The following is a 13,198-nucleotide window of genomic DNA, read 5'->3' as shown; positions in this document are numbered from 1 at the left end:
AATTTCAATACTAAAAATCCAGATTACAATTTTACTCGGAAATACTAAAAAAAGAAATTCCAAATCCCAATTATTAAGTTGGAATTTGGAATTTCTTTTATTCGAATTTATCTCAAACAGAATTTGGAATTTCAATATTGAGATTTAAAAGTTTTTTATCCCGGGAAATCGCCGCCGCCGTCTCCGCCGCCCTCGTTTCTTGGCTGTGCATTTTTGTCTCTTTCACCTTTTGGTTTGTTGAAACGGTAAGTGAACGATAAATTGAATTGACGTTTACGGAACTGCATTTCGCCGTATGATTTTTGACTTTCACCAGTTACATCATTTGTAAGATAAGTATAAGATCTCATGATTCTGGAATTGAAAATATCACTGATGTTAAAAGCAATTGTAGCTTTGTCTTTCATGATATCTTTACTTAAAGCAGTATTCATAGAAAACTGATCTAAATTTTTTCCCTGAGCTGTTTTTTGTTCACCGTTATAAGTACCGTTTAACTGCCAGTCAATTTTGTATGGTAATGTAATTTTTGAATTTGCTCTTGCAGACCAAGTGTTAGCTTGATTATCAAGATTTTGAACAACCGTATTTCCATTTGTATCAATGTAAGTGTTCTCTCCGGTTGTTTTTACATTGTAAAGATTAAAGTTGCTGTTTAATCTCCACCACTTGAACGGAGTATAATTAAATGTAAACTCAAAACCAAATTTTTGCTCGTGTCCTAAGTTAATAGGTCTGCTTAAAATAACCGGAATTCCGTTTACATATTGACCATTTGGAGTTCTTACAAAACTGAAAACATCTTTTGTATCTTCAAAATAAGCAGAAGTATTAAAAGTTACTTTGTCCCAGCGTTTGATATAACCAATATCATATTTGTCTGTTAAAGACGGATCTAAGTCTGGATTTCCCTGAAAAATATTAACGTTACTTGAGTAGTTAACAGCAGGGTTCATAAAACGTCCGCGAGGTCTTGTTAAACGTTTACTATAACTAGCCGAGAAATTACTTTGATCTGAAATTTCATAACTAATAAAAGCACTTGGAAATAAGTTGTTGTATTTTTTAGTGTTGAAATTGCTGTTGTCTAATAAATTTACATGAATATCAGTGTCTTCCCAGCGTAAACCAAATAAATAAGAGAATTTGTTTATTTTGAAACCGTATTGGGTATAAAGAGCATTAATGTTTTCTTTGTATTCTAATGTATTTGATAAATTAGGATCTTTTACATTATTTTCGTCAGTAACATAATATTCGTTACTTAAGTCGCCAAAACTCCCTTTATATCCTGCCTCAAACTGACTTCCTTTTCCTATTGGCAATACATAATCTGCTTGCACCTGTACTTGTTTTTGTACCTGATCGTTTAAGGTATTATTGAAGCTTGGAGAAGCTGTAATTTGGCTGTCACTGTCATCAGTATTTCTTGAAATCGATAAATCCGCTGTCAATTTGTGACCCTTATCATTGAAATTTTTGATGAAATTCGAAGTATATTCTACGTTTTGACTTCCTGTATCTCCGTTATTTAAACGTGCTGAAGCTCCTGTAAAATTATGAGCAGCGTCAAAATTATTATAATTAATTAAATCTGTCGTGTTGCCTGAATTGTTTTGATAATTGATGGCATTTGTCCAGTAGGTATTTGGTGCAATTGTCCATTCTATACCAGCTCTCCCGTTAAATCCGTCTGATTCTCTTTTAGTATCGCGATCTTCATCTAAGAAACCTTTTGGAGTTCCATCAGCATTAAGGTAAGCTGTATTAGTTAAACCGCCACCTTCATTAGTTCTGTGATTATACCCTAAAGTTGTAAAATAGTTTAATTTTTCTGTTTTATAATTTAGGTTTGCCGTCAATCCATACGTTTCCGGAATACCTGTTGAAGCAATAAAAGTTCCGTTAAGACCTTGGTTTTTACCTTTTTTAAGAATGATATTGATGATTCCAGATCCACCTTCGGCATCGTAACGTGCAGATGGATTTGTAATAACTTCAACTTTATCAATGGCATCTGCAGGAAGCTGACGCAAAGCCTCAGCAACATTTATTGCATTTGAAGGACGTCCGTCGATTAAAATACGAATATTATCACTCCCTCTTAAACTAACATTTCCTTCAGAGTCAACAGAAACAGAAGGAACGTTATCCAAAACGTCACTTACAGTTCCGCCTTTTACCATCATATCCTGACCAACATTGTAAACTTTCTTATCCAGTTTAATTTCAACTGTTGATTTATCGGCACGAACCACAACTTCACTCAATTGTGCAGCATCTTCAGATAAATTTATAACACCTAGACTTGTGTCTTCCTGAATGTTTTTTTGTTTGATTTCTGTAGATTTAAACGAAATGAATTCTACTTTTATATCGTAAGTTCCCGGCGCAACGGCTACTTCAAATTCTCCTTTTGGATTGGTTATTCCGCCCGCGATTACCTTTGTATCATTTGGAGACATGATCGAAATAGTCGCATATTCTAGAGGTTGTTTGCTTACTTTTTCGAAAACTTTTCCGGTAACCTTAACCTTATTTCTTGCAGGCGGTCCTTGTTGTGCATAGTTGTAAAACCCTGTGAAAAATAGCACAAGCAATACAGCAAAATTGATTTGTTTCATTTTTTTTGGTTCTTTTTCTTCTTAGACCGCAAATGTACCTTTTGGTTTAAAGAGAAAAATCACAAAAAAATGTTAATTGATTATTTTATAATCAGTCTAAAAAAGATGCTACTTTATCTAAATCTCTTCCAATAATTGCTTTTCCGTCTTTTATAACGATTGGTCTTTCGATTAAAATTGGATTATCAACCATTGCCTGAATTGTTTCATCTTCGCTTAATTTTTTTTCTTTGTAATTTTCGATCCAGATTTTTTCCTTGGTTCTAATCAATTCATTTGGCTGTAAATCTAATTTTTTAAGAAGTGCCTTTAGTTCTTCAAAACTAGGAGTTTCGGTTAAATAAGGAATTATTTGGTATTCCTTTTTTGTGTTTTCAATAAAAGCCAAACAATTTCTTGATTTTCCACAGCGTGGATTATGGTAGATTTGTATCATTTTGTTATATTTAGTGTCTGTTAAAATAAGATTTGCTAAAAAGAGTTCTTATTTAGTACAACAAAAATAGGATTTCCTATTTAAACCGAATTCTCATTTTAAAAATTTTAAGTATATGTTTTTAGAACAAGGAGTTAAACCTGAAAATCATTTTTGGAAATATCTTTTAGGATCAGTTTTTATTATCACAGCGTCATTTATAGGTCAAATTCCTTTTTCTATTGCGGTTCTTTACAAAAGTTATAAAGAGAAAGCTGTTTTTCCTACTGATAGTGATTTGGCTTTAAAAATGTTCGAACCCAATCTAACTTTGTTTTTAGTAATGCTTTCGTTTCTTTTTGCTTTTGCAGGAATATATTTTGTGATAAAATATATGCATAATCAAACGCTTTTGTCGGTTACTACAGCACGAAAAAAAGTCGACTGGAACCGTATTTTCTTTTCATTTATGTTGTGGACAATATTTTCTATAATTAGTTTTTTGGTGCTTTATTTTCAATCACCTGAAAAATTTGTGTGGAATTTTAAATTGATACCGTTTATTATTTTAGTTGTTGTAGGAACGATTTTTATTCCTGTTCAAACCAGTACTGAAGAATATGTTTTTAGAGGATATCTTATGCAGGGTTTTGCTAATCTTGCCAGAAACCGATGGTTTCCTTTAATGATGACTTCGCTTATATTTGGTTCTATGCATATTCTTAATCCAGAAGTAACCAAAATGGGCTATATTATTATGGTTTATTACATAGGCACAGGATTGTTTCTTGGCGTTATTACTTTAATGGATGACGGAATGGAACTTGCCTTGGGCTTTCATGCGGCAAATAATCTTGTAGGAGCTTTACTTGTAACATCTGACTGGACTGTTTTTCAAACGCATTCTATTTTTAAAGATATGTCTGAGCCTTCTGCCGGAGCCGATGTTATTCTGCCGGTTGTAATTGTATATCCTATTTTGCTTTTTATTTTTAGTAAAAAATACAATTGGACCAATTGGAAGGAAAAATTAACAGGTCGAATTGTTGATACAAAAGAAGAAAATGAGGTAACCGATTTTTTAAATTTAAATTAAATACCACCATGCCAAACTTAACTCATAAAAATGTACATAATTATTTTAAATTAAACGGCTATCATCTTAATGCAGCAGATTTATGCCGCATAGGATATAGTTTTATAAAAGAAGGTGATGTTTATGAACGTGCCATTGGAGAGTTTTTTCTGGATTGGTTCGATCATAAAGATTATATCGAAATGACAACTTCCGGAACAACGGGACTTCCTAAATTGGTTAGGTTAGAAAAGCAGGCGATGATTCAGTCGGCATTAGCAACTGGCGATTTCTTTGGTTTAGAGCCTGGTAATAAAGCTTTGTTGTGTCTCCCAACGCAGTTTATTGCCGGAAAAATGATGCTCGTTCGCAGTTTAATTTTAGGTTTAGAATTGGATGTTGTAGTGCCAACTACCGAGCCTTTAGCATACAATAATAAGCAGTATGATTTTGGTGCTATGGTTCCGCTTCAGGTTCAAAATTCTCTTGAAAAATTAACCAATATAAAGAAGTTAATTATTGGCGGAGCAAAAACAGACAGCGATCTTATAGAGAAACTTTTACCATTTAAAACAGAGATTTACGAGACGTACGGTATGACCGAAACAATAACGCATATCGCTGCTAAAAGAGTAAGTGAAAATGCTTTTACAATTCTGCCAAATGTAAAAATTGAAAAAGACGATCGCGGCTGCCTTGTAATTTATGTTGCAGCAATTTCAGAAGAACCAATTGTTACTAATGATCTGGTTGATTTGATAAATGAAAATCAGTTTGTTTTTTTAGGAAGAATTGATAATGTAATCAATAGTGGAGGAGTGAAGCTTATTCCGGAACAGATTGAAGCGAAATTAACAGGTAAAATTAATAACCGATTTTTTGTAACCGGAGTTCCGGATACGGTTTTGGGTGAAAAACTTATTTTGGTAATTGAAGGAGAGAAATATGATTTTTCGGAAGACTTTTTTGATTTTTTAGGAAAATTCGAAAAGCCGAAAGAAATTGTTTTTGTTCCTAAATTTAAAGAAAACGAAAACGGAAAGTTATTGCGTAAGTCGAGTTTGGTTTAGAAAAATTCCAAATATTTTAAATTCCAAATTCCAATTTATAGTTGGGATTTGGAATTTTTTGTTTTGGGGATATAATTCATTTAGTCCCTATGGGACATCTGATGAGATGGAACATTTTTTTCTACCGATATGTAACTCCTAACGGAGTTTTTCCAGATTATCTCGAAGAGTTTTCTAACGACATGTAATTCCTAAAGAAGTTTTTTCCAAACTATCTCGTAGAGATTACATATCGGTAGAAAAATACATGCAATAAAAAAATGTCCCGTAGGGACTAAACTTTTTAAAAAAAATCCCAAAATCCCAACTATAAATTGGAATTTGGGATTTAAAATATTTGTAATTTATTTAATTTATTTGGAAACTTTTCTTTCTAAAAGTGCCATATAAAAACCATCAAAACCAGATTCTGAAGCCAATAATTTACGATCTTCTACAAAAGTAAACTGCTGTCCGATTTCTGTTTTTAAGAATTTTTGAACTTGTTCCTGATTTTCAGATGGTAAAACAGAACAAGTTGCATAAACTAATTTTCCTCCAGGTTTTACAATTTTAGAATAACTTTCTAAAACCTCACTCTGAACTTTACGAATGTTATCAATAAATTCAGGTTGTAATTTCCACTTAGAATCAGGATTTCTTTTTAAAACTCCCAACCCGCTGCAAGGTGCGTCAATTAAAACACGGTCAGCTTTTTCGTGTAATTTTTTGATCACTTTTGTGGTGTCAATAATACGGTATTCTATGTTAAAAGCTCCATTTCTTTTGGCTCTTAATTTCAATTGTTTCAATTTGCTTTCGTACAAATCCATTGCAATCAATTGTCCTTTATTTTCCATTAAAGAAGCAATGTGTAATGTTTTTCCTCCGGCTCCTGCACAAGTATCTACAACTCGCATTCCAGGCTTTACATCAAGGAAACCTGCAACTAGTTGTGAGTTTGCATCCTGAACTTCAAAAAGTCCTTGTTTAAAAGCATCTGTTAAAAATACATTTGCTCTTTCTTTTAAAACCAAAGCTTCCGGCTGATCTTTTAAATACTCTGTTTCAATATTTAAATCCATTAAAGTATTTCTCAGGCTTTCTTTAGTTCCTTTTAGTGTATTAGTTCGTAAAATAACTTTAGCTGGCTGATTTTGAGCAGCAATTTCTTTTGCCCAAACTTTTTCGCCTAGTTCTTTTACGCCTAATTCATCCATCCAGTCTGGAATGGATTCTTTTATGGCTCTGGTTTTTGAAAGCTCGTCAAAACGTCCTTTTATTTTTCTTTCAGGAGTTCCTTCTAATTGTCTCCAATCCGGAATTGGATAACCTCTTAAAACTGCCCAAACCGCAAACATTCTCCATAAATTGTCTCTGTCGTAAGGTTCTTTTACTTCTGCAATTTCTGCATATAAACGTTTCCAACGAACAATTTCATATATTGTTTCAGCAACAAACTTCCTGTCAGAACTTCCCCAACGTTTGTCTTTTTTTAATGCTCTTGCTACCACTTTATCTGCATATTCGCCTTCATTGAAAATTGCATTCAAAGAATCGATGGTAGTATAAACTAAATTTCTGTGTAATCTCATTTCTAATATTTGAGGTGCAAAGGTACTATTAATTGATTGAAAGTTAAATTTTTAATTAGGATTGTTGTTTAAGCTTTCTTTTAAAAAGAAAAACACTCTGATAAATTTTTAAAAGAGTGTTTTCTAAATAAGATTTCTGCAGGCAGATTATTCTTTTGTAATTCTTGTTAGTCCAATATTTTCAGGAGCATGAAGCACCATCGGGAATTTCTCTATTTTTACAGAGCTGCTGTCAAGTCCAAATGCTCTTTCTTCAGATAAACTCAGTTTTTTAATGAAGAAATACGAGTTCATGATGATATTTTCGTGCCATCTTAAATCATTATCGTTTGATAAGAATTTTTCAGACAATACAAATTTAAAGTCTCCAATAATATTGTTTTTATTTAATGATTCGTAACGGCTTGTGATATCAACTTCACCACGTTTTACCATGTCACGAATTACTTCTCTAAACATCAAATTGATTTTAGTAGGTTCTCTAAAACCTAAATTAAAGTCGATTCTGTAAATATCGTCTTTTGCAATTTCTGTAACTTTATATTGCGTTTTATAAGGCTCGGTTAGAATATTTACATGTACAAACCAATAGATGTCAGCTCTTTTTGGTCGTTTTTGTAAAATCGAATAGATTACTTTTTCTTCTAGTTCGTCAACACGGTTTGCATTTGTCATATAAACTAAATGCGTTGCGTATTTAGGAATAGATAAGTCCTGGCTTAATTCTACTAATACTTTTTTATAATCGTCAATTTTGATGATTTTAGTATAGCTTTTATTGATTTTCTTAGCAAGATACCAAATTGTCATTATCGAAATAAGAAGTATTGCAATAATTAATGTTACATAACCTCCTTCGGCAAATTTTGTAATGTTGGCGATTAAGAAACTAAATTCGATTAATAAATAAATCGTAATAAGCGGAACCATGAAGTATAGTTTTACACGCTTCATGATTAAATAATAGTTCAGCAAAATAGTTGTCATAATCATACATAAAATGATTGCTAAACCATATGCATGTTCCATATTGCCTGATTTTTCGAAGTGTAATACGATTCCAACACAACCAAAAAACAATAACCAGTTAATTGACGGAATGTATAATTGTCCTTTAACTTCTGTAGGATATTTGATTTTTACCTTTGGCCAGAAATTCAAACGCATTGCCTCATTTATCAGTGTAAATGATCCGCTGATAAGTGCCTGAGATGCTATAACCGCTGCTAAAGTTGCGACAACAATTCCGAATGGTAAAAACCAATGCGGCATGATAAGGTAAAACGGATTTCCATTTTCTCCACCTAATTGTTGTAATGTACTTCCTTCGTGGTGAATTAAGTAAGCAGCCTGACCAAAGTAGTTTAATACCAAAGTAGCTTTTACAAAAATCCAGCTGATTCTAATGTTTTTTCTACCACAGTGCCCCATATCTGAATACAATGCCTCAGCTCCGGTTGTACATAAAAACACAAAACCTAAAACAAAGAATCCGTCAGGGTGAACTGAAAGTAAGTGATAAGCGTAATAAGGATTTATCGCTTTAATTACTTCAGGAAAGTGTATAATTTGTATAAAACCTAAAGTCCCCAGCATGGCAAACCAAATAAGCATCATTGGAGCAAAGAATTTTCCAACTAGTTTAGTACCAAATTGCTGTATTGTAAATAAGATAAATAAAATGGTAAGTACAATAGAAATTATTGTTCTGGTTTCCATTGTTGGATAAAATGCCCTGATTCCTTCAACGGCAGATGAAATAGATATGGGCGGGGTAATAATTCCATCAGCAAGCAGTGCACTTCCCCCAATAATGGCGGGCACAATGAGCCACTGAATTTTAGTTTTTTTAACTAACGCGTAAAGTGCAAAAATACCACCTTCACCATGATTGTCAGCACTTAAGGTAATAAGAACATATTTTATTGTTGTTTGTAGAGTTAATGTCCAGAAAACGCAGGAAATACCTCCTAAAACAATATCGGCATTTATGGTATGATCGCCAAGTATAGCTTTCATTACATACAAAGGAGAAGTACCGATGTCTCCGTAAATAATCCCTAATGTTATCAACAAACCCCCAATAGACAACTTACTATGTAAGTTTTTATGCGATGCGCTCATGTATATTTTTAATAAAAGACGGTTGCAAATTTACTGTTTTAAAATAAATTAGCGACAATTATAATTAAAAAGATAAAAAAAAGCACAATCCCCAAATTGTGCTTTTAAATTTAAATATAAATTGAAGTATTCTTAACCTCTTCTTTCACCGCCTCTGGAACCTGAGCCGTTTTCTCTTTGAGGCTGGCTGCCTCTTGATTCCTGACTCATTCGTGGCGACTCAGAACGCTGTGGAGCACTTTGAGGTCTTGATGCTGCAGATCTGTTTTCGTAGTTTCCTCTGTTTTCAGAATAACTTCTTGGAGATTCTGATCTTTGAACAGGTGCTGATTGAGGTGTACTCATTCTGTTTACTGCTCTATTTTCAGAATAACTTCTCTGAGGCTGATTTGGCTGACTTTCCTGTGAAGATGATCTGTTAGAATAATTTCTGTTTTCAGAATTTCCTCTTGGAGCTGATGGAGTAGGATTGTTTCTTCCATAATCTCCTCTTTGCGTATTTTCAGTTCTTACAGGTCTGTCAGAAGCAGAAGAGTTTTCTCTGTTATTATAAGTTACACGATTTGTGTTGTTGTAATTTCTATCAGAGTTATTTCTACCGCTATTATAATCTCTGGTTGTGTTTCTATTTTCTGTAGAAGCTGGACGACCAGTATTGGATCTGTTATAGTTGTAATTGTTTGAAGCTCTGTTTGCATCTCTGCTGGCAATTCTTCTTTGATCTAAATCATATCTGTTGCTTACATTTGAATGTCTTTGAGCAAAACCGTAATTAGGTCTCATTCTTTCGTAACCATAAGCACGTCTTGTTTCATAGATAGCCGGAGCTCTGTAGCTTCTTCGTGTATTTACGTAGTTGTAACTGTTATGTACATTGATGCATACATTTATGTTGTTTCTATATCTGTAAACAGGATAAGGTCTCCATGCTGTATAATAAGTTGGATAATAACCCCAATACCAGGTTGAGTAATAAGGTCTGTAATTGGTTACCCAAAATGAAGTATAAATTACCGGTACAACACTGTAAACAGGCTCATAGATGTAATTGTCTCCGTATAAATAAGTATTACCTACAACCTGAACACTTACTTTATTGTAATTATCTCTTTCAACATCGATTGTAGCAACGTCCTGGTAAACATCTCTGTCAAGAACAGCCTGAATAATAACTACGTGGGTTCTGTCTTCTACAGATTCGATTACACGTAAATAATCAACTTCGTCGTCGCCGTTTAAGTCAAGGTTTGATATTTGATATTTAGGATCATTTAATCTTCTTTCAAAATCCTGAAGATTGGCAGACTCACCAAACATCGAAGCAACTGCTCTAAGATCTAAATTATCGCTTATATCTGAGTTTTTTGCGTAAACAGTAGTTTGGCTTTGTGCTCCACAAGAACCAAAAACTAATGCTACAAGCGCTATTAAAAGTAATTTCGTTTTCATGATAAAATCATATTAAATTATTTGTACTTCAGGATATTCAATTACTGTGCCACAATTTTGTTTGTTTAGTTCTGTGGTTGTAACTTTCAGTTAATTAGCGTTTTATGTTTTTGTTCAATTGTTTTTTATTTTGATTAAACAGTTAAATTTTGCAAATTATTATTTTCTGAAAAAAGACAAAACCTATTTGATATGTTATAAATAATTGTATTTTAGCATTAACAAATTTTAATTTATATGAAAAAACTAATTTTATTTTGTGGTATTTTTATTTTATTGATGTCTTCTTTTAGTACATTTAATGATAAAACTAAAGTAGCATCAAACAGTGGTTTTACATCAATGAAAATTGATACATTGTTTAAGGATAAAATTAGTATAAGAGCAATTTTAATTGACAAAAATAAAGTTTGGTACGGTGGAGATAATTCTCGCTTTGGGTATTATGATCTTGATAAAAAAGAAAAATTTGAAGAACATATTTACCGTGACACCCTCAAATTAGAATTTAGAAGTATTGCTCAAACTTCGAACAATATTTTTTTACTAAGTGTAGCAAATCCTGCGCTGCTTTATTCGGTTTCAAAAAAAGACCGAAAAGTAAAATTAGTTTACAAAGAAGTTAATCCAAAGGTTTTTTACGACAGTATGCAATTCTGGAACGATAAAGAAGGAATCGCAATTGGTGATCCCACTGAAGATACTTTTTCTATAATTGTAACTCGCGATGGAGGAGAAACATGGACTAAAATATTATCAGATAAACTGCCTACAAATGCTGTTGGAGAAGCTGCATTTGCTGCCAGTAATACCAATATTGTTGTAAATGGTGATGATACATGGTTAGTTTCAGGTGGAAAAAAAGCACGTGTTTTTTACTCGCCAGATAAAGCAAAAACCTGGAAAGTTGTTGAAACCCCAATTGTTCAGGGCAAAGCAATGACAGGAATCTACACGGCAGATTTTTACGATTCTAAACACGGATTTATTGCCGGTGGTGATTACGATCTTCCAAACAAAAAAACAGATAATAAGGCTTTTACAAAAGATGGTGGAAAGACCTGGGAATTAATCGGACAGAATATGGGCTTTGGTTATGCATCATGTGTGCAATACGTTCCGGGTGGAAATGGAAGAGAAATTGTTTGTGTGGGATCTGAAGGAATTCAATATTCGCAAAATGGCGGAGAAAATTGGACACAGATGTCTACCGATACAAAATTCTTTACCATTCGTTTTGTAAACAGAAATACTGCAATTGCTGCAGGATACAATAAAGTAGTTCGACTGAATTTTAAATAAAATAATAAGAACCCTAAATAATAAAGCAAGTATTATTATATAGGGTTCTTATCGCTGTTGTTTCTTAAGGAATTATTTTCCTGCCTTATCCCGATATTGTTTTAATAATTTTCGGTTAAAATCATCTTCAGATTTTTTAAGCTTTAATATCTTTTTTGCCGGTAAAACTTTTTTGACATTGGTCATAAATTTTTCACGCAAAAGGTATAGTTCTTTATCTGTACTTTCAATTTGTGATAACAACACGGCTGCTTCTTTTTCTGAAAGAGAATTTAAATTGTCATCATCTAATTTTTTCAGATAAGTTTTCATTTTTTCATGACGTAATTCAAATTGCTTATCATCATAAGCATTATAAATTGGCCAAAACTTCTCCGCTTCTGTTGTCGTAAGTTCTAGTTCTGTTGTTAAGAAAGAAACTTTAAATGCTTTAATTTTTTCACGTTTTTCATCTAGTTTGTCATTTTGAGCGTAAAATGAAAAAGTAACTAAAAACAGAAGTAATGCTAATATATTTTTGAGTTTCATATTGGTATAATTTTGTTTTTATTCAGAAATTAAATTTTCAATGTTTGGATTGGTAGCCAGAATATCTTCTAAGGTTTCCTCCTCAAGGGCTACATTTTTATTTAGTTTATCAATATCTTTTGCGTCCAGTTCCTTAATTAAATCGTATTGATTTAAATTTGACTCATAAGCAAGATAAGTTTCTAATGTTGCCTCGTCAAGTTCTTTTGATGCTTTATAATAATGATTGGCTGTTGGAATTATAAAAGCAATAAAAATGGCAGCCGCAGCAGCTATCGAAATAACTTTTTTACGTTTGTACAGCGGAATTACTTTTGCTTCTTTTTCTTGTTCAATCTGCTCTAAAACTTTTGCTGAAAGAGAATCAAAGTAATTATCCGGAGTTTTAAATCCTGATGCTATTTTTTGCCCGTTTTCTAATTTAAATTCTTTCATAATGTCTATAAGATAAGATTTTCTATAAAAGGTTTAATTTGATGTAACATATAATTCAATTTTTTTTACCGCATGATGATAGGATGCTTTTAAAGCACCAACAGATGTTCCCAGTATTTCTGCGATTTCTTCGTATTTTAATTCTTCAAAATATTTCATCTTAAAAACCAATTGCTGTTTTTCCGGCAGGGTAACAATTGCTTTTTGAAGCTTGATCTGGATTTCGTCTCCATCAAAATAAACATCTGATTTTAAATTATCTATTGTTTTATTTTGTAAATCTTCTGAAGTTATACCTTTTAATTTTGCTTTTTGGTTTAAAAAAGTCAATGCTTCGTTTGTTGCGATTCGATACATCCAGGAAAAAAGTTTGCTTTCTCCTTTAAAGTTTTTTAAGTATTGATACACCTTAACAAAAGTGTTCTGCAAAACATCATCTGCATCGTCATGATTCAAAACAATGTTTCGAATATGAGAATACAGCGGTTTTTGATAATCAGATATAAGTTTTTGAAACGCTGTGTTTTGCGTTTTAGGATCTAATAATTGTTGTATAAATTCCTTTTCGTCGATCAAACTTTCTTATTTATCAAACTTATAAT

11 protein-coding genes are annotated in these 13,198 nt (G+C 32.5%); 3 read left to right on the top strand and 8 right to left on the bottom strand.

What is annotated here, in order from left to right; genetic code table 11:
• Positions 1 to 155: 155 nt before the first annotated feature.
• Positions 156 to 2,624, bottom strand: a complete 2,469-nt coding sequence (locus BUC29_RS13490; protein WP_073416691.1) for a TonB-dependent receptor — start codon at positions 2,622 to 2,624, stop codon at positions 156 to 158.
• Between the two features lie 91 nt (positions 2,625 to 2,715).
• On the bottom strand, positions 2,716 to 3,060 hold the full coding sequence (gene arsC / locus BUC29_RS13485; protein WP_073416690.1) for an arsenate reductase (glutaredoxin): 345 nt from the start codon (positions 3,058 to 3,060) through the stop codon (positions 2,716 to 2,718).
• Positions 3,061 to 3,175: 115 nt separating this feature from the next.
• On the opposite strand from arsC, the gene BUC29_RS13480 reads away from it, so the two are divergent.
• Together BUC29_RS13480 and BUC29_RS13475 are read left to right on the top strand one after the other, a co-directional pair.
• Positions 3,176 to 4,135, top strand: coding sequence for a CPBP family intramembrane glutamic endopeptidase (locus BUC29_RS13480; RefSeq protein ID WP_073416689.1), 960 nt, complete (start codon positions 3,176 to 3,178; stop codon positions 4,133 to 4,135).
• A gap of 8 nt (positions 4,136 to 4,143) precedes the next feature.
• Entirely contained in the window at positions 4,144 to 5,184 is a 1,041-nt protein-coding gene (locus BUC29_RS13475) for an AMP-binding protein (RefSeq protein ID WP_073416688.1), read from the top strand.
• Between the two features lie 353 nt (positions 5,185 to 5,537).
• On the opposite strand, the gene BUC29_RS13470 is transcribed toward BUC29_RS13475, so the two are convergent.
• The 3 genes from BUC29_RS13470 to BUC29_RS13460 all read right to left on the bottom strand — a co-directional run bounded on the left by BUC29_RS13470 (position 5,538) and on the right by BUC29_RS13460 (position 10,331).
• A complete protein-coding gene (locus BUC29_RS13470; protein WP_073416687.1) occupies positions 5,538 to 6,758 on the bottom strand; it encodes an RsmB/NOP family class I SAM-dependent RNA methyltransferase in 1,221 nt (406 codons plus the stop codon).
• Positions 6,759 to 6,905: 147 nt separating this feature from the next.
• Entirely contained in the window at positions 6,906 to 8,882 is a 1,977-nt protein-coding gene (locus BUC29_RS13465) for a KUP/HAK/KT family potassium transporter (protein ID WP_073416686.1), read from the bottom strand.
• Between the two features lie 132 nt (positions 8,883 to 9,014).
• Positions 9,015 to 10,331: a hypothetical protein gene (locus tag BUC29_RS13460; protein ID WP_073416685.1), complete on the bottom strand. Its 1,317-nt coding sequence runs from the start codon at positions 10,329 to 10,331 to the stop codon at positions 9,015 to 9,017.
• A gap of 237 nt (positions 10,332 to 10,568) precedes the next feature.
• Between BUC29_RS13460 and BUC29_RS13455 the strand changes: the two genes are divergently transcribed.
• A complete protein-coding gene (locus BUC29_RS13455) occupies positions 10,569 to 11,633 on the top strand; it encodes a WD40/YVTN/BNR-like repeat-containing protein (RefSeq protein ID WP_073416684.1) in 1,065 nt (354 codons plus the stop codon).
• A gap of 72 nt (positions 11,634 to 11,705) precedes the next feature.
• Here BUC29_RS13455 and BUC29_RS13450 read toward each other — a convergent pair whose 3' ends face one another.
• Genes BUC29_RS13450 through BUC29_RS13440 form a run of 3 tightly spaced genes read right to left on the bottom strand, consistent with a single transcriptional unit; the run spans position 11,706 to position 13,172 of the window.
• Positions 11,706 to 12,161: a sensor of ECF-type sigma factor gene (locus BUC29_RS13450; RefSeq protein ID WP_073416683.1), complete on the bottom strand. Its 456-nt coding sequence runs from the start codon at positions 12,159 to 12,161 to the stop codon at positions 11,706 to 11,708.
• Positions 12,162 to 12,179: 18 nt separating this feature from the next.
• Positions 12,180 to 12,596 (bottom strand): hypothetical protein, encoded by a 417-nt coding sequence (locus tag BUC29_RS13445; RefSeq protein WP_073416682.1) that lies wholly within the window; start codon positions 12,594 to 12,596, stop codon positions 12,180 to 12,182.
• A 33-nt stretch (positions 12,597 to 12,629) separates the two neighbouring features.
• The gene (locus BUC29_RS13440) at positions 12,630 to 13,172 is read right to left on the bottom strand and encodes an RNA polymerase sigma factor (RefSeq protein WP_073416681.1); all 543 of its coding nucleotides are present in this window, start codon (positions 13,170 to 13,172) and stop codon (positions 12,630 to 12,632) included.
• Positions 13,173 to 13,198 lie beyond the last annotated feature (26 nt).

Source organism: Flavobacterium defluvii (assembly GCF_900129555.1).
GTDB classification, from domain to species: Bacteria; Bacteroidota; Bacteroidia; order Flavobacteriales; family Flavobacteriaceae; genus Flavobacterium; species Flavobacterium defluvii.
Note: the sequence above shows the minus strand (reverse complement) of the source record. Positions and strands in the feature narration are given on the sequence as shown.

What these genes read in the sequence shown, in the direction of transcription:
- BUC29_RS13490 (WP_073416691.1), bottom strand. Translation starts at nt 2,624, where the DNA reads ATGAAACAAATCAATTTTGCTGTATTGCTTGTGCTATTTTTCACAGGG.
- arsC (WP_073416690.1), bottom strand. Translation starts at nt 3,060, where the DNA reads ATGATACAAATCTACCATAATCCACGCTGTGGAAAATCAAGAAATTGT.
- BUC29_RS13480 (WP_073416689.1), top strand. Translation starts at nt 3,176, where the DNA reads ATGTTTTTAGAACAAGGAGTTAAACCTGAAAATCATTTTTGGAAATAT.
- BUC29_RS13475 (WP_073416688.1), top strand. Translation starts at nt 4,144, where the DNA reads ATGCCAAACTTAACTCATAAAAATGTACATAATTATTTTAAATTAAAC.
- BUC29_RS13470 (WP_073416687.1), bottom strand. Translation starts at nt 6,758, where the DNA reads ATGAGATTACACAGAAATTTAGTTTATACTACCATCGATTCTTTGAAT.
- BUC29_RS13465 (WP_073416686.1), bottom strand. Translation starts at nt 8,882, where the DNA reads ATGAGCGCATCGCATAAAAACTTACATAGTAAGTTGTCTATTGGGGGT.
- BUC29_RS13460 (WP_073416685.1), bottom strand. Translation starts at nt 10,331, where the DNA reads ATGAAAACGAAATTACTTTTAATAGCGCTTGTAGCATTAGTTTTTGGT.
- BUC29_RS13455 (WP_073416684.1), top strand. Translation starts at nt 10,569, where the DNA reads ATGAAAAAACTAATTTTATTTTGTGGTATTTTTATTTTATTGATGTCT.
- BUC29_RS13450 (WP_073416683.1), bottom strand. Translation starts at nt 12,161, where the DNA reads ATGAAACTCAAAAATATATTAGCATTACTTCTGTTTTTAGTTACTTTT.
- BUC29_RS13445 (WP_073416682.1), bottom strand. Translation starts at nt 12,596, where the DNA reads ATGAAAGAATTTAAATTAGAAAACGGGCAAAAAATAGCATCAGGATTT.